Source organism: Paenibacillus sp. 1001270B_150601_E10 (assembly GCF_015558675.1).
Lineage (GTDB): Bacteria > Bacillota > Bacilli > Paenibacillales > Paenibacillaceae > Paenibacillus_B.
The window spans coordinates 318336-334487 of the sequence record NZ_JADMOL010000001.1; the positions used below are offsets into that span (position 1 = coordinate 318336).

Sequence of the window (16152 nt, forward strand, 5' to 3'; positions counted from 1 at the left end):
AAGGCTTTAGTTAATTGTTGTCATTTCATTCTAAGTTCTCATTAATCCGTAGAAACTGTCCATCGATCAGTATCGAGAACCTGACTCGGTTCCATATGTATGCCCTGAATTCCTATGCCATGTAGGCGTTCAACAAAGGCATGTCCATCCTGCTCGATAGGTGGGAAGGTGTTGTAATGAATCGGAACCACATGCTTCGCTTGTACCCATTGGGCTGCAAACAATGCATCTGCAGGATCCATCGTGAAGAAGCTGCCAATCGGCAGGAAGGCCAAATCCGGCTTATAGCGTTCCCCAATCAGCTTCATATCGCTGAACAACGCGGTATCCCCTGCATGATAGATTGTTAAACCATCCATCTGCAGAACAATTCCGGCTGGATTGCCCATATAGATTGTCTGGCCGTCTACTGTTAGCGAGGAACTGTGGAGAGCAGGTACCCATTTTATGTTCCCAAATGGAAGGGTCGCTCCACCGCCAAGGTTCATCCCTACTGTGGAGGGAACACCTTGAGCTGCCATATAATCTGCTAGCTCTACGATGGCTGCTATAGGCGCTTCATTGCGAATGGCGATGGATGCTGCATCTGCTATATGATCGCCATGACCATGGGTAAGCAGGACATAATCCGTGTTGATTTCCTCAGCTTTAACCGTTGCCTTGGGATTGCCTGTAAAGAACGGATCAATAATGACATTAAAAGATGAGCCCTGTAGCTGAATACAGGAATGACCATGATACGTTATCTTCATTCAGATTCGCCTCCTACATCATCTATCGTGAGTTGCCTATTATTTAATTTCTCGAACAGCAGATGAGTATCCTCCTCTAATGCCTCAGAAGGATCAAATTGATCCGGCTCAGGAAGCTCCGATAAGTCGGCTAATCCAAAATAGTCTAAAAAGGCCTTCGTTGTCCCGTACAAGATCGGTCTCCCGATTGCTTCCGCACGTCCAACTTCTTCGATGAGTTCCTTATTTACAAGCGTATGGATCGCCCGCTCGGACTTTACACCGCGCACTTCCTCAATATCCACACGTGTAATCGGCTGACGATAAGCGACAATCGCAAGCGTTTCAAGCGCTGCTTGGGACAAGGAGGATCTGGAAGGAGAATAAGCCATTCGCTCCAAATACAGCGCATGCTCAGGATGCGTAGCAAGCTGATAGGCGCCTGCAATCTTAACGACCTGTATGCCTCTCTTGTTTCGTTCGAGCTCACCTTTCAAATCTGACAATGCATCTTCAACGACTTCCTGACGCATCTCCGTAATCTCTGCCAGCTGCTTAACAGTCAAACCTTCTTCCCCTACCATAAACAGCAATGCTTCAATAATCGATTTCAACGTCTGAAACTCCACCTTCATCCAACTCCCCATGCCATTGAATCACAATATCTTCGAATAACGAATCTTGATAACACTTGATTTGCTTCATCTTCATTAGCTCAAGCAGCGCTAAGAAGGTTACGACAATCTCATGCCGCGACATATTCTCATCAAGCAGCTTCGAGAACATCACCTTAGAGCCTCTTCCATTAGGCCGAAGCGTCGTAATAATATCGCGGATTCGATCTTTAACCGAAATCTCATCCCGATGAATTGTGGCGACCTGTTCTCTACGAGCAGCCTTACGCAGCGCTTTATGAAAAGCTTGCACCAAATCATTAATATGCAGGCCTTCAACCGGATTGCTCGGTGTTGTCGGCATAAAAGGCGTTAAGTCCTCGGCTTCCTTTGAGAAGATTAGACCACGTTCTGTTTCTTTCTCTTTGAGCTGTTCGGCAATATTTTTATACTTCCGATACTCTATCAGCTTTCGAATCAGTTCTTCCCTTGGGTCAGGCTCATCATCATAATAATCTGGAAACTCTTCCCACTCCATTACAGGAGGCTTCGGCAGAAGCTGGTGGGACTTCATCGATAACAGCGTAGCGGCCATGACAAGAAACTCGCTTGTGATCTCAAGCTCAAGCTCCTGCATGCTTTGCAAATATTCCATATATTGATCCGTAATTTCATGAACGGATATGTCTTGAATTTGAATCTCGGATTCATCAATCAAGTGGAGCAGCAAGTCGAGCGGTCCCTCAAATGACTCCAATTTATATGTAAAGGGCACTCCCTCATACCTCCTGAAAAAACAAATGTAGCACCCAACCTAAGTTAGGCACTACATTAAATAAGCACTATTTTAACTGATTAGTCAAGTTCGCCATTTCAATTGCTGTTGAAGCAGCTTCCCAACCCTTGTTGCCTGCTTTCGTTCCGGCACGCTCAATCGCTTGCTCGATCGAGTCAGTCGTCAATACGCCAAAGACTGTTGGAACGCCTGTCTTCATGCCAACTTGCGCAACACCCTTCGCCACTTCGCTGCACACATAATCAAAGTGAGGAGTAGCTCCACGAATAACTGCTCCGAGTGTAATAACGGCATCGTACTTTCCACTCTCAGCCATCTTTTGTGCGATCAGTGGAATTTCGAATGCGCCTGGAACCCAAGCAACATCGATCTCTTCGTCTTTCACACCATGGCGGTTGAGTGCATCCAGCGCGCCGGATACGAGCTTGGATACAATAAACTCATTAAAACGTCCTGCTACGATTCCGTATTTTAATCCATTCGATACGAGATGTCCTTCAAAAATGTGTGGCATTATTCATCATCCTCCAACATGTATAGTAATAAAGTTGTACTTATAATTAGACCTTATCAATGGAAAGGATTATTTCCCCTCCTTGAATGATCAACGCTCGTTTTGTTCCATATCATCAAACTTCAGCATATGACCAAGCTTCTCTTGCTTCGTGTGCAGGTAGCGCGCATTGTCTTTATTCTCCGGCATTTGAATCGGTACGCGCTCAACAACTTCGAGTCCATATCCCTCTAGTCCTTTGATCTTGCGGGGATTATTCGTCATCAGACGAATTTGGCGCACACCAAGATCTTTAAGAATTTGAGCACCGATGCCGTATTCTCTTAAATCTGCCGGAAAGCCGAGCTTAAGATTCGCTTCAACCGTATCATAACCCTGCTCTTGCAGTTCATATGCTTTAAGCTTGTTAATCAAGCCGATACCGCGTCCTTCCTGGCGCATGTAGAGCAACACGCCATTGCCTTCCTTCTCAATCATCGTAAGCGCCGCTTCCAGCTGTGGACCGCAGTCGCATCGATGGGAGTGAAAGACGTCTCCTGTCAAGCATTCAGAATGGACGCGGACAAGAACCGGTTTATTGGGTTCAATCTTGCCTTTGATCATGGCAACATGCTCCTTATTGTCCACCTCATTCGTATAAGCGGCAATACGGAATGTGCCAAAGTCTGTCGGAAGATTCACTTCAATCTCATGATGCACCAGGCTTTCTTTTTCATTGCGGTACTTAATCAGATCACGAATACAGATCAACTTCAGATCATGCTGCTTCTTGAACTCCATAAGATCCGGCAAACGTGCCATTGTGCCGTCTTCCTTAATAATCTCGCAAATAACGCCTGCTGGACTTGCACCGCTAAGACGTGCCAGGTCAACAGCTGCTTCGGTATGACCAGCGCGCTGCAGAACTCCGCCCTTTTTCGCGATCAGCGGGAAAATATGACCTGGACGGCGGAAATCTTCAGCCTTCGTACTGTCTTCAATCATCGCTTTTATGGTTAAAGACCGCTCATATGCCGATATCCCTGTATCCGTATCAACATGGTCAATCGATACTGTAAATGCTGTTCCATGATTGTCAGTGTTATGAGCAACCATTGGCGGCAAATCAAGCTTCTCCGCGCATTCTGGGGTGATTGGCACGCAAACAAGCCCTCTGCCTTCTGTAATCATAAAATTAATGACCTCTGGCGTCGCGTGATCTGCAAGCGCAATAAAGTCGCCTTCATTTTCACGATCTTCATCATCTACGACGATAATAACTTTTCCTTGCTTCAAATCTTGAAGAGCATCTTCAATCGAATCGAATATCATTGGCTCATTCATGAGTTCATTTCTCCCTTCTCTGCTATCCGCTGCGAAGCAACCTGCTTGAACAGCTTTTATCTATTTCGTAGGCGTTTTACACTCCTTAGAAAAACCCATTTTCAGCTAAGAAATCCTTGCTTAAGCTCGATTTCGGAGACGCTTGCGGCTCGTCTTTTCTCCCGTATCGCAGCAAATGCTCCAAATATTTCCCCAGCACATCGCATTCAATATTGACCTTATCGCCAGGCTTCTTATAGGCAAGCACGGTTTCTTGCAGCGTATGAGGAATAATGGATACCGCAAATCCTTCCTCGTCTGCTTTTGTCAAAGTAAGACTAATGCCATCAATCGTTATGGAACCTCGCGGAATGAGATACCTCGGATCAATTTCATTTCCTAGAGCCCGGAACTCAAAACGAATGGCATTCGCGTCCGGTGTACGATTAGTTATGGTCGCTACGCCGTCCACATGTCCTTGAACAATATGCCCGCCGAATCTTCCATTTGCCTGCATCGCACGTTCTAGATTAACGGGATCACCTGGCGACAAATCCTTGAGCGTCGTATGACGGTAGGTTTGCGGCATCACATCGGCGAGAAAGAACTTGCCATCGAAGGAGGTCGCTGTCAGGCACACTCCGTTAACCGCGATGCTGTCTCCAATATGAAGATCATCCATGATCTTCGATGCTTGGATGCGAAGCACCATGGCCTCTCCACGCTTGCTCACGGATTGGAGCGTCCCCATCTCTTCAATTAATCCTGTAAACACCTGGGCCCCTCCTTTCTACTTTCTCAGGTGAAGCGGATTGCCGCTAATAATTACATTATCACCAATCGACTCCACCATTACTTTTTCCAATTGCAGTGCATCGCTCATCTTTTCAGGTCCATCAAACTGAAAGCTGCTTGGCGCATCTGGATGACCGACAACCTTCGGTGCGACCATTAACACAACCTTGTCAATCAAACCGAGTTGAAGCATTGTGCCATTCAGCCTGCCGCCGCCCTCGAGCAGAATAGAGCCTATCTCTCTTGCACCAAGCTCAGCTATTGCCTGCTCCATGTCTACCTGACTGCCATCGTTAATCACTATTACCTCAACACCATGCTTGACTAATGCATCTACTTTCTCAGGATCAGCCTGTGACGTTGTAAGCACCCAAGTCGGCGCTGACTTGTCCTGAACGACCTTGGAATCCAAGGGGATGCGAAGCTTGGAATCTACAATTATTCTTACAGGATGAAGCGCAGGTACTTGTAGTCTCGTCGTCAGTGAAGGGTTATCTGCCAATACGGTTCCGATTCCGACCATAATGGCCTGATGACGATGCCTCATCGTATGAACACGTTCTCTCGCTTGCTCGTTCGTGATCCATTGGCTGTGGCCCGTGTGAGTAGCGATCCGACCATCAAGCGTTTGTGCCGTCTTCATCGTGACATACGGATACTTGGTCGTCATATACTTGGCGAACATTTCAATTAAGCGAAATGCCTCTTCCTGCAGAACACCCTGCTTGACTTCAATCCCATGCTCCTCCAGGTAACGAACGCCATTGCAAGCGACGATTGGATTAGGATCAATACAGGCAATCACAACACGCTTCACCTTAGCTTCTACAAGGCGCAAGCTGCATGGCGGCGTCTTGCCATAATGGCTGCACGGCTCAAGCGTCACATATGCGGTAGCTCCTTCAGCCTCATCCCCGGCCATGCGAAGCGCATGAACTTCGGCATGTCCTTCTCCTCGCTTCAAGTGAGCGCCCATCCCAACGACTCGGCCCTCTTTGACGATAACACAGCCAACTGCAGGGTTAATGCTCGTCTGCCCCAACACCCGTACAGCCATATCAATAGCTAGCTTCATGTAAAACTCATCATCGATGACTGGAAGCATCCCTATCACCTCTTTTCAAAAGACATTTACCTTGGCTTGTTCTTTCTACATGAGAAAAAATAAAATGCCCTTCGGAAACCTCCGAAGGGCGTTATGTTCGAATTGATTCAGGCACATGCTTCGTTCGTCTTGAACAAAATAAATATGTAGCGCAAACACAACTATCATGACGACACAGATGGCTATAGACGCCCATGATAATGTGAGGACATATTCATCTTTCTCACGTGAAAAATTGCACAGGTATTCGTCACGAACGCCTTTACAATAATTCATGTGAAAAAAAGCACTTCGCAGTGACATATGCGTAATTTAAGATACTGCAGTTTATTTTAAACTACTGCAGCAGCAAATGCACACATGCTGCTCCTGACTTCCTTCTCCCATCCAGACTATACTGTCGGCCTTGGAGTCTCACCAAGTCCACCGTGCAAGCGTAAGCTCACAACGGGTCACGGGCTGAAAGCAAACATTGGTCTGCTTATTACCGCCGGTCGGGAATTGCACCCTGCCCTGAAGGTTGTCTCATCTGATGACTCAGATTGATTTTAAACTATTCAATTTCTTTGAAGTTGAGATAAGTGTATCACTGACCTTTATCAAATTCAAGTACTTGAGCATTTTTTCACAACTAATTATGATTAGTAATTATAACCATAGCGTGCAATACTCATCAAACTCGCTTTGTTCCTTCCTTTCAGGTGTCGGCATGAGCAGAAAAGAGAAGCTGACGCCTACACCTTGTCCTGCACAATGCATAATAACGGCTGCTTTCCTATCAAAAAAGGCCTTTTATCCTAAGATAAAAAGCCTTTTCATCCGTTTCCTATTCCTCGACAACCGTAACTTCTTTCATCTTGTCGCCTTGCTTGATCGCATCCACAAGTTCAATCCCTTCGATCACTTGTCCAAATACCGTATGAACGCCATCGAGATGCGGGAATGCATCGAAGCAAATGAAGAACTGGCTGCCGCCTGTATCTTTACCTGCATGCGCCATAGACAATGCGCCTTTTACGTGTTTGTGAGGGTTGCCTGCTGTTTCACACTTGATCGTGTAACCTGGACCGCCAGTACCCGTTCCATGAGGGCAGCCCCCTTGAGCAACAAACCCTGGGATCACACGATGGAAGTTCAGTCCGTTATAGAAGCCCTCATTTGCAAGCTTCTCAAAGTTTGCTACGGTTCCTGGTGCTTCCTTATCAAACAATTCAAGGACGATTACGCCGCCTTTTTCGAGCTCAATTTTCGCTTTTTTCATGTTCATGAACATCCTTTCTCATGAGCGGAAATAAAAAACAATGTGTCTAGTATACCATTACCGCTTACTTATACACAACAAGCGCCTGATCGCGCTCTTTTAAGATCAAAAAGAGGGACCAGACGCTCTTTTTTCAAAATAGTAACTACCTTATAGCTTTATTTCCTGCTTTGCAAGTCTCGCCGGAATCACATCGTTGCCGATAATGTTCGCATGCGTTTCACGCTTCACGACCAAGTCAGCTTGACCATCCTTTACGAAGACGACCGCTGGCTTGCGGATCCGATTGTAGTTGCTTGCCATCGCATAGTTGTAGGCACCCGTACAGGATACAGCAAGCAGGTCATCATGATTAACACGCGGAAGATTCACATCCCAGATAAGCATATCTCCGCTTTCGCAGCATTTTCCTGCGATCGACACAAGCTCAGTCGGCTCTTCTGTCGCACGGTTGGCAAGCATCGCCTCGTAGCGGGATTCGTAGAGCGCTGGGCGAGGATTATCCGTCATGCCGCCATCTACAGCAACATACTTACGAACGCCTGGGATCTCCTTTACAGAACCAACAGAATAGAGCGTGGTACCTGCATCGCCAACGATACTCCGACCTGGTTCCACCCAGATCTCTGGCAGAGCATCATAGATTGATCCAAAATTTGTCTTCACTGCATCCGTAATGGCCTTCACATAATCTGAGACATGAAGTGGGGTATCTCCCTCTACATAACGAATGCCGAAGCCTCCGCCAAGATTCACAACGGTAAATACAACACCGTATTGCTGCTTCACTGCCGCTGCGAAATCAGCGACACGCGCAACCGCCATTTGGAAGCCCTCTACTTCGAAGATTTGAGAGCCGATATGGGAATGAACACCGAGAAGTTCAAGCCCTTCTGCATCCTGTGCTTGCTTCACAGCTTCTAAAGCTGTTCCGTTGCCAATGTCGAAGCCAAACTTCGAATCCGTTTGACCCGTCGAGATGTATTCATGCGTATGCGCTTCAACGCCAGGTGTAACGCGGAGAAGAATCTTCACTGTAATGCCGCGTTCCTTCGCCATGTCGTTCAGCATATAAAGCTCTAGGAAATTATCTACGACAAAGCAGCCAATATTCGCATCTAATGCCATTTCAATCTCATCTGGCGTCTTATTGTTGCCGTGGAAATGGATGCGATGTGCTGGAAATCCAGCTTTCAGCGCTGTAAACAGTTCTCCATCGGAAACAACATCCAAGGACAGGCCTTCCTCATCCGCAATTCGGCACATCGCCATTACACAGAAGGCTTTGCTCGCATAGGCCACTTGGAAGTCTAGTCCCGACGCCTTAAAAGCACTTGTGTATTGACGGGCACGCTCACGAATAAGTGCTTCGTCTACAATATATAATGGTGTGCTGAATTCAGCCTTAAGGGCTGTTACATCACAACCACCAATTGTCAAATGTCCTTTTTCATTAATCGTACTCGTACCGTGTAAATACACATCCATTCCCCCTACGATTTCCCAAGTCATTCCTTTATCAAATTATAGCAAGAAATGGAGATCAGGCAATATGGATTATCGTGTGCATCATTTGCATTATTTGGTTTTGTCAGATCGCATCTTTGTCGAGTCCTTCGTCTTGTTAAAGCTTGGTCGATCCTTATTATCCAAGAGCGGACGACGAATCAAGATGTTAAGCATCGCCTTTGCATTAAATGGAATAAACGGCCACAGATACGAAGAATTGTAGGATCGATGAATCGCAAGCCATACGATATATAATGTGGTTCCAATAACAAACCCCGGAACCTTGAAGGCTGCTACAGCAACCAATAACACAAGTCGAATGATTCGATTGGCTAGAGAAAGCTCATAGCTTGGTGTTGCAAACATTCCAATCGCAGCAACGGACATGTACAGTATGACTTCATTCACGAACACTCCTGTCTGTACGGCAATGTCCCCTAGCAATATGGCTGCCACCAAGCCAATCGCAGTCGCAAGCGGCGTAGGCGTGTGAACCGCCGCCATCCGAAGCAAGTCGATGCCAAGCTCCGCTAAAAGGAACTGCAGAATGATAGGAAGCTTCGCATTTTCATGAGGGCCTACTATCTGCAAAAATGCCGGTTTCAACTCCGGCTGCATCACGAGCAAAAGCCACAACGGCAGCAGGAATAGGGATGCAAAAATACCGATAAACCGTACCGCTCTTAAATATGTCCCGATAAACGGCGTCTGTCGATTCTCCTCTGCATGCTGGCACAGGTCAAAAAAAGTCGTTGGCAATATCATCACCGAGGGTGAAGTATCGACAAACAATACTACGCTTCCGTCCATAAGATGGGCTGCGACGGAATCAGGCCGCTCTGAATATCGAACGAGAGGATATGGATTCCATCCCTTATTGATAATCGCTTCTTCCAACTGCTTATCAGCAAGCGGCAAGCCAGCCAAGTTTACTTTTTTGATTTTGTTGCGTACCGATTCCACTAATCGCAAGTCTGCTACATCATCAATATATGCAATACACACGTCTGTGCGCGTTCTTCTACCTACCTGAACCATCTCATATTTTAAGCCTGGATCACGCAATCTTCTTCGAACCAGGGACACATTTGTGAGCAGTGTTTCGGTAAAGCCGTCTCTTGCACCGCGAACAACCCGCTCAAGAGACGGCTCGTCAGGTCCACGTCCTGGGAAGGTCTTTACATCGGCTATTAAAGCCGTACGCTCATGCTCAATGAAAAAGGCGCTTCCACCAGCCAGCACTTTGTTGATAGCCTCGCTAAGCTTCGTAACCTTCTCCACTTGAATATGAGGGATATAGCATTCGAAGAACGCTCTCAGCGCATTACTGCTTAACTGTGACTTATCCAGCATCGTCAGACGCGCCAGAATCATCGTCATCACTTCGTCCTTCGCGAATCCGTTTAAATAAAATATGCCGACATTATGTTCGCCAAAGGTCATCTCTCGCAAAATAACATCAAACGACTCGCCTAAACCGACAACTTCTTTAAGCACGCGCTTTACTTCTCTTAAATGCTTGGGAATCGAATCGTCCTCTTGCCAATACTCGATGGATTGGACCAAATCATCTGAACGTTCATGCTCTCTTCGTTTTTGCAGATCACGTTCATATTGGGCCACTGGCCCTCTATTTTCATTTGCTTCTGAACGCTTCTCTGAATCTTTATGATTGCCGTTATTTTGATCATTCTTTTTATCATGTTGATCATCTAGATCATTATTCGAGAAGTCCGTTCTTCCAGCTAGCGATTCCGTACCTGTTGCATCATCGTGTTGATTGTTTTTTTGCTCATGTTGATGGTCTTGTTCATTCTCATTCTCTTTTCCCAACAGATGTGCGGTTATTTCGTCCAAGATTCCATGCTGCTGTCCTGAATCCGATCTTGAGTTGTTATTCGTCATGGGGTTATCCCTCCTGAACACTTCATACAGCAAAAAGTTATGTACGGGGTGCTGTACCTTTGATACGTGTTAGTATGGGACAGAAAGCGAAACTTCATGACAACGACACAGGAAAAACATTTCTATATCAGAATGCGATTACATGCAAAAAAGCCGTTAGACGAAGGCTTCCCTATCATCTAGCGGCTTATTGCTACTGTGCGATTTGTGATTTGATCGATTGCAGGATCTTCTTTTCCAATCTTGACACCTGCACCTGGGATATTCCTAAACGACTTGCTACTTCTGATTGAGTCTGGTCTCGGAAGTATCTCAGATAGACAATGAGGCGTTCACGCTCATTGAGCCCTTCAATCGCTTCATTCAGAGCAAGCTTGTCAAACCACTTCTCCTGCGAATCATCCGAGATTTGATCCATCAATGTGATGGGATCACCATCATTTTCGAACACCGTCTCATGAATGGAAGTAGGCGGCTTGTTTGCTTCTTGAGCAAAGACGACATCCTCCGGCGACACTCCAAGCTCATCTGCAACCTCGCTGATCGTTGGCAGTCGATTGTAGCGCTTAGACAGCTCATCCTTCGTCTTGCGAACTTTGTTCGCCATCTCCTTCAAGGAACGGCTCACTTTAATGGTGCCGTCGTCCCGTAGGAAACGCTGAATTTCACCAATGATCATAGGCACTGCATAGGTAGAGAATTTGACATCATAGGACAAATCAAACTTGTCTACCGATTTAAGCAGTCCGATACAGCCGATTTGAAACAAGTCATCCGGCTCGTAGCCGCGATTCATAAAGCGTTGAACAACAGACCATACGAGCCGTATATTGCAGTTCACCAGCCGTTCACGAGCTAGTCCGTCACCAGATTGGCTTAGGGCGATGAGTCGCTTTACTTCTGCGTCGTCCAGATAGCTGTTTGACGTTTGCTTCATATCAACATCCATTGGCTCAACCCCTAATTATACAGCGCTTTTTTGGATTCAATGCGCTTCTTCATCCGAATGCTTGTCCCAGCTCCAGGTGCGCTTACCACCTCAAACTGATCCATAAAGTTCTCCATTATGGTAAAGCCCATTCCAGAACGCTCCATGTCTGGCTTTGACGTATATAGCGGCTGACGAGCAAGCTCAATATCCTCAATGCCTCTGCCTTCGTCGGAAACGGTAATAGTTACTTCTTCCCCTTCAATCTCAGCCGATATGCTTACCATACCGTCCGGCTTGTTCTCATAGCCGTGGATAATGCAGTTTGTTACGGCTTCTGAGATAACGGTCTTGAGATCCGTTAATTCCTCAAGCGTTGGATCCATCTGTGAGACAAAGGCAGCTACCGTAATACGTGCAAAGGCTTCATTTTCAGAACGGCTCAAAAATTGCAAGCTCATTCGATTCATCTCGTGCTCCATCATGACACAACCTCCAGACCGCTCAGCGCGTTGCGCTCGTTTTCATATACACTAACGATCTTGAATAGACCTGATAGTTCAAATAAACGGCGTACTGCCGGATTGAGCTCACAAACGGCCATTGTCCCGCCCTTTGCCTTGAGCAATTTGTAACGTCCGAGGATAACGCCAAGTCCAGAGCTATCCATGAACGATAATTCCTTAAGACTCAAGACCAAGTGATTCACCTGTCCTCGCTGGATAGCATCATCCAATTGGATGCGTACAAGCTCAGCGGTATGATGATCCAATTCTCCACGCAAACGGGTGATTAGTACATTGCGGCGGTGTTCAAGTTCCACCTGTAAGTTCATGTCCTTCACTCTCCTCCCATGTTGCGATACCAATTCGTTACGTACACTTCCATATCCTGCTTGCCGACAAAACTAGAAGCTAGGTTCTAATCGTTGACAAAAAACAACTTGCTGCACGTCCGTTTGAACATCGTCCACCAGTCAGCTTTCGCAACGGATTCGCTGGATTCGACAGGGAATTCACGAATCGCCTTATCCCCTTGATAAACGACAATCTTGCCGATGGGTTGGCCCTTCTCAATCGGTGCCTTGATCGACTCTGGCGCGACAAGCTCATAGCGAACCTTATTCTCTGCTTCGCCTTTTTTAATCAAGACTTGATACGGACGCTCTGCTTTGATCTGTAGCTTCGCTTCCATTCCCTTCTCGACTTTAATCTCACCAATCGGATCACCAGACTTAATCAGCGGAACACTTGAATATTGAGCAAAGGCATAGTCAAACATCTGGGATACTTCGCTGTTGCGAGTCTTTGTATTCGGCTCCCCAAGCACAACCGCGATCACGCGCAAATTATCACGCTTTGCGGTTGCAGATAAGCAGTATTTGGCTTCAGACGTATAGCCTGTCTTCAAACCGTCTGCTCCAGAATAGAAGCGAACAAGCTTATTCGTATTGACGAGCCAAAACTTTTTGTCTGTGTTTTGGCGCAAATAATCTTCATATGCACCCGTAAACTTTGTTATCTCTGGATACTGCACAAGCGCTTGAGACATTAGCGCAATGTCATAGGCAGAGGTGTAATGGTTCTCCGCTGGAAGTCCATTACAGTTGACAAAGTGGGTATCGTTCATGCCGAGCTCTTTGGCTTTTGCATTCATCATTTGAACGAAGGCCTGTTCAGAACCCGCAATTTTCTCTGCAATGGCGACGGAAGCGTCGTTGCCTGATGCCATTGCAATGCCCTTTAACATTTCTTCAACGGTCATTTCCTCGCCTGGCTCGAGGAAAATCTGAGATCCTCCCATAGAGGCTGCATATTCGCTTGTACGAACCTTATCTGTCATTTTCAGCTTTCCATCACGAATTGCATCCATGGTGAGCAGCATGGTCATAATTTTGGTAATGCTCGCTGGAGGCAGCTTGTCATGGCTATTTTTCTCGAAAATAATCGTTCCGGAATCAGCATCCATTAACACGGCTGAGCGAGAATTCTGAGCAAGTTGAATAGATGGCTCCGTGGTGCCTGACGTCGTTGGCAGCACCTCTTCAGCATGGTTTGTTTGACCAACTTGATCTACAGGCGGTACATCCAGTGCCAAAGCGCCTGCCTGAGCGGGCATGAGCAGTGATGCCGTTAATGTCAAGACTGTACAGATGTAAACCCAACGATTCAAGATCGTCCCCTCCTAAGTACGTATTGCAGCATCTGTCGAATGATGCTGAGTTTCCATTTTCATTTTTGTGTAAACACGCCAAAAAGACGTGACGATGTCTTATAGTCATTCTTGTCCGAAATCATACAAAATATTCCTACATGAACACATGAATGATTGCATAGATAGGTATCCCGGCTTTTACATAACAAAAAAACGATTGGCTTATGCTTCAAATTGAAGCAACCAATCGCTTTTTTTGCAGATGATAAAGTTATACGAAGCGCTGTACGCCATCCTTCGTCACAATGGCATATACAAGCGGCTTCTCTTCCACCGCAGTTTGTGAGAGCTGGTAAGCCTGCACGATGCGTGCAGAAGCTTCTTCCACTCTTGCCTCGTCATTTACATGAAGTACAGCCAGCACGTCGCCAGCCTTAACTTCATCCGCTACCTTTTTACGCAGATCAATACCTACGGCAAGGTCGATCTTGCTTTCCTTGGTTTCTCGTCCTGCACCAAGCAGCATCGCAGCAATGCCAATGCTTTCTGCCTCAATTGCGGCTACATAGCCCGTATCCGATGCTTTCACTTCGACCCTCTTCGCCGCTTGCGGCAGTCGTTCCGGCTGCTCAATCATGCCAGCATCCCCGCCTTGAGCCTGCGCAAGCTGCTTTAAGCGTTCGAAGGCTGACCCGTCTTGAATATGTGACTCAAGCTTCGCCTTCGCTTCATCAATTGATGAAGCTTGCTTGCCCAACACGAGCATATGGGAGCCAAGTGTAAGACAAAGCTCATGGAGATCTTCAGGGCCTTGACCACGCAGTGTATCAATCGCTTCTTGTACCTCCAAGGCATTCCCAATCAAGTGACCAAGCGGCTGATCCATATCGGAAATAATGGCAACCGTGTCACGACCTACTTCTGTACCAATGTCCACCATGGCTTTGGCAAGCTCTATGGAATCATCCAGCGTCTTCATGAATGCCCCGCTGCCTGTCTTCACATCAAGCACGATGGCATCAGCTCCAGCCGCGATCTTCTTGCTCATGACGGAGCTTGCAATCAAAGGAATCGAGTCAACGGTAGCTGTAACATCACGAAGCGCATACAGCTTTTTATCTGCCGGCGTTATGTTGCCGCTTTGCCCGATAAGAGAGACCCCAATCTCGTTGACCTGCTTGAAAAATTGTTCACGAGACAGTTCAACCTGGAAGCCTGCAATAGATTCCAGCTTGTCGATCGTGCCGCCCGTATGTCCAAGACCGCGACCAGACATTTTCGCAACAGGAACACCCGCTGCAGCAACCATTGGAGCTAGTACAAGCGTTGTCTTATCGCCTACACCGCCCGTAGAATGCTTGTCTACTTTGACGCCACGAATCGGGCTTAAATCAATTTGGTCACCCGACTTCGCCATTTCAAGCGTTAATTGCGCTGTCTCCTGAGCATTCATGCCCTGGAAATAAATCGCCATTGCAAAGGCAGCGATCTGGTAATCCGGAACGGAGCCATCACTATAGCCTTGGATCATAAAGGCAATCTCTTCGTGTGTAAGAGCATGGCCATCGCGTTTTTTATGAATAATGTCAACCGCTCGCATCTGTTGACCTCCTTGATGTCCTTCTGTAAAATTTACACTTATGTTCTACGCCATCGCTGGAATGATATCCAATACCAGCTTCAAGAATTGCTCTCGTACCATTTCTGCCGTCTCCATTACTTCTTCGTGGGACAGCGGTTGATCGAGAATACCTGCTGCCATGTTGCTAATGCAGGAGATGCCTAGAACCTCGATGCCTGCATGACGGGCCACGATAACCTCAGATACGGTGGACATGCCAACAGCATCTGCGCCTAATGTTCTCAGCATGCGAATCTCAGCTGGAGTCTCATAGCTTGGTCCGAGCAATCCAGCGTATACTCCTTCACGGAAGGTAAAAGAATGCTTAGCAGCTACTTCATGCGCAACCTTGCGAAGTCGCTTGCTGTATGCTTCGGACATATCAGGAAAACGAGGTCCAAGCTTCGCATCGTTTGCGCCCATAAGCGGATTCGTACCTGTCATATTCAAATGATCACTAATCAACATCAGATCCCCTGCTACATAAGAGGTGTTCACTCCTCCTGCTGCGTTCGTCACTAATAGCTGCTTCACGCCAATTGCTTTCATCACACGCACCGGGAACGCCGTCATCTCGGGACCATAGCCCTCGTACATGTGGAAGCGGCCTTTCATCAGCACCACGCCGCGTCCTTGAATCGTTCCGATCAGGAGCTCGCCTGCATGCCCTTCGACCGTAGATTGTGGAAAATGAGGAATCTCGCTATAAGCAATCGTCACTGGATTCTCTACAAGATCCGCAAGCACGCCGAGCCCGGATCCTAAGATTAAGCCAACCTCTGGCGCTACCTCTGTTTTACCTTGAATAAATGCTGCTGCAGCTTCGATTTGTTCAAAAGACAACCCTGTTTGACTCATGAATTTTTCCTCCCATAGCCCATGTATTAGTGTTGTTAAACATGTTGTTTCTATACTTG

At 46.8% G+C, this 16152-nt stretch carries 16 protein-coding genes and 1 riboswitch; all 16 genes read right to left on the reverse strand.

Annotated elements, in window-relative coordinates; translation table 11 throughout:
• Window positions 1-41: 41 nt before the first annotated feature.
• Complete coding sequence (locus I2H74_RS01605) at window positions 42-752, reverse strand: metal-dependent hydrolase (protein ID WP_195571064.1); 711 nt, start codon at window positions 750-752, stop codon at window positions 42-44.
• On the reverse strand, window positions 749-1360 hold the full coding sequence (scpB, locus tag I2H74_RS01610) for an SMC-Scp complex subunit ScpB (protein WP_195571066.1): 612 nt from the start codon (window positions 1358-1360) through the stop codon (window positions 749-751). Before scpB ends, I2H74_RS01605 begins: the two co-directional genes overlap by 4 nt.
• Window positions 1329-2120, reverse strand: coding sequence for a segregation and condensation protein A (locus tag I2H74_RS01615; protein ID WP_195571068.1), 792 nt, complete (start codon window positions 2118-2120; stop codon window positions 1329-1331). Before I2H74_RS01615 ends, scpB begins: the two co-directional genes overlap by 32 nt.
• Before the next feature lie 67 nt (window positions 2121-2187).
• A complete protein-coding gene (gene ribE / locus I2H74_RS01620) occupies window positions 2188-2655 on the reverse strand; it encodes a 6,7-dimethyl-8-ribityllumazine synthase (protein WP_195571070.1) in 468 nt (155 codons plus the stop codon).
• A gap of 90 nt (window positions 2656-2745) precedes the next feature.
• A complete protein-coding gene (locus I2H74_RS01625) occupies window positions 2746-3978 on the reverse strand; it encodes a bifunctional 3,4-dihydroxy-2-butanone-4-phosphate synthase/GTP cyclohydrolase II (RefSeq protein WP_229106282.1) in 1233 nt (410 codons plus the stop codon).
• Between the two features lie 85 nt (window positions 3979-4063).
• Window positions 4064-4732, reverse strand: coding sequence for a riboflavin synthase (ribE, locus tag I2H74_RS01630; protein ID WP_195571072.1), 669 nt, complete (start codon window positions 4730-4732; stop codon window positions 4064-4066).
• Between the two features lie 15 nt (window positions 4733-4747).
• The gene (gene ribD / locus I2H74_RS01635) at window positions 4748-5857 is read right to left on the reverse strand and encodes a bifunctional diaminohydroxyphosphoribosylaminopyrimidine deaminase/5-amino-6-(5-phosphoribosylamino)uracil reductase RibD (protein WP_195571073.1); all 1110 of its coding nucleotides are present in this window, start codon (window positions 5855-5857) and stop codon (window positions 4748-4750) included.
• Window positions 5858-6228: 371 nt separating this feature from the next.
• Window positions 6229-6382: riboswitch (FMN riboswitch) on the reverse strand.
• A 301-nt stretch (window positions 6383-6683) separates the two neighbouring features.
• On the reverse strand, window positions 6684-7118 hold the full coding sequence (locus tag I2H74_RS01640) for a peptidylprolyl isomerase (protein ID WP_195571076.1): 435 nt from the start codon (window positions 7116-7118) through the stop codon (window positions 6684-6686).
• 150 nt (window positions 7119-7268) lie between these two features.
• On the reverse strand, window positions 7269-8600 hold the full coding sequence (gene lysA / locus I2H74_RS01645) for a diaminopimelate decarboxylase (RefSeq protein WP_195571078.1): 1332 nt from the start codon (window positions 8598-8600) through the stop codon (window positions 7269-7271).
• A gap of 96 nt (window positions 8601-8696) precedes the next feature.
• Window positions 8697-10532, reverse strand: a complete 1836-nt coding sequence (locus tag I2H74_RS01650) for a spore germination protein (protein WP_195571080.1) — start codon at window positions 10530-10532, stop codon at window positions 8697-8699.
• A gap of 193 nt (window positions 10533-10725) precedes the next feature.
• A complete protein-coding gene (gene sigF, locus I2H74_RS01655; protein WP_195571082.1) occupies window positions 10726-11481 on the reverse strand; it encodes an RNA polymerase sporulation sigma factor SigF in 756 nt (251 codons plus the stop codon).
• An 11-nt stretch (window positions 11482-11492) separates the two neighbouring features.
• A complete protein-coding gene (gene spoIIAB / locus I2H74_RS01660) occupies window positions 11493-11942 on the reverse strand; it encodes an anti-sigma F factor (protein ID WP_229106361.1) in 450 nt (149 codons plus the stop codon).
• Window positions 11942-12295 (reverse strand): anti-sigma F factor antagonist, encoded by a 354-nt coding sequence (gene spoIIAA, locus I2H74_RS01665; RefSeq protein WP_195571084.1) that lies wholly within the window; start codon window positions 12293-12295, stop codon window positions 11942-11944. The genes spoIIAB and spoIIAA overlap by 1 nt, the downstream gene beginning before the upstream one ends.
• 86 nt (window positions 12296-12381) lie before the next feature.
• A complete protein-coding gene (locus I2H74_RS01670; RefSeq protein ID WP_195572093.1) occupies window positions 12382-13578 on the reverse strand; it encodes a D-alanyl-D-alanine carboxypeptidase family protein in 1197 nt (398 codons plus the stop codon).
• Window positions 13579-13885: 307 nt separating this feature from the next.
• Window positions 13886-15214, reverse strand: coding sequence for a pyrimidine-nucleoside phosphorylase (locus I2H74_RS01675; protein WP_195571086.1), 1329 nt, complete (start codon window positions 15212-15214; stop codon window positions 13886-13888).
• 45 nt (window positions 15215-15259) lie between these two features.
• A complete protein-coding gene (locus I2H74_RS01680; protein WP_195571088.1) occupies window positions 15260-16093 on the reverse strand; it encodes a purine-nucleoside phosphorylase in 834 nt (277 codons plus the stop codon).
• Between the last annotated feature and the right edge of the window lie 59 nt (window positions 16094-16152).

Coding starts and splice junctions, on each gene's coding strand:
- I2H74_RS01605 (WP_195571064.1), bottom strand. CDS start 752: ATGAAGATAACGTATCATGGTCATTCCTGTATTCAGCTACAGGGCTCA.
- ribE (WP_195571070.1), bottom strand. CDS start 2,655: ATGCCACACATTTTTGAAGGACATCTCGTATCGAATGGATTAAAATAC.
- I2H74_RS01625 (WP_229106282.1), bottom strand. CDS start 3,978: ATGAATGAGCCAATGATATTCGATTCGATTGAAGATGCTCTTCAAGAT.
- ribD (WP_195571073.1), bottom strand. CDS start 5,857: ATGCTTCCAGTCATCGATGATGAGTTTTACATGAAGCTAGCTATTGAT.
- I2H74_RS01640 (WP_195571076.1), bottom strand. CDS start 7,118: ATGAAAAAAGCGAAAATTGAGCTCGAAAAAGGCGGCGTAATCGTCCTT.
- I2H74_RS01650 (WP_195571080.1), bottom strand. CDS start 10,532: ATGACGAATAACAACTCAAGATCGGATTCAGGACAGCAGCATGGAATC.
- sigF (WP_195571082.1), bottom strand. CDS start 11,481: ATGGATGTTGATATGAAGCAAACGTCAAACAGCTATCTGGACGACGCA.
- spoIIAB (WP_229106361.1), bottom strand. CDS start 11,942: ATGGAGCACGAGATGAATCGAATGAGCTTGCAATTTTTGAGCCGTTCT.
- spoIIAA (WP_195571084.1), bottom strand. CDS start 12,295: ATGAACTTACAGGTGGAACTTGAACACCGCCGCAATGTACTAATCACC.
- I2H74_RS01670 (WP_195572093.1), bottom strand. CDS start 13,578: ATGCCCGCTCAGGCAGGCGCTTTGGCACTGGATGTACCGCCTGTAGAT.
- I2H74_RS01675 (WP_195571086.1), bottom strand. CDS start 15,214: ATGCGAGCGGTTGACATTATTCATAAAAAACGCGATGGCCATGCTCTT.
- I2H74_RS01680 (WP_195571088.1), bottom strand. CDS start 16,093: ATGAGTCAAACAGGGTTGTCTTTTGAACAAATCGAAGCTGCAGCAGCA.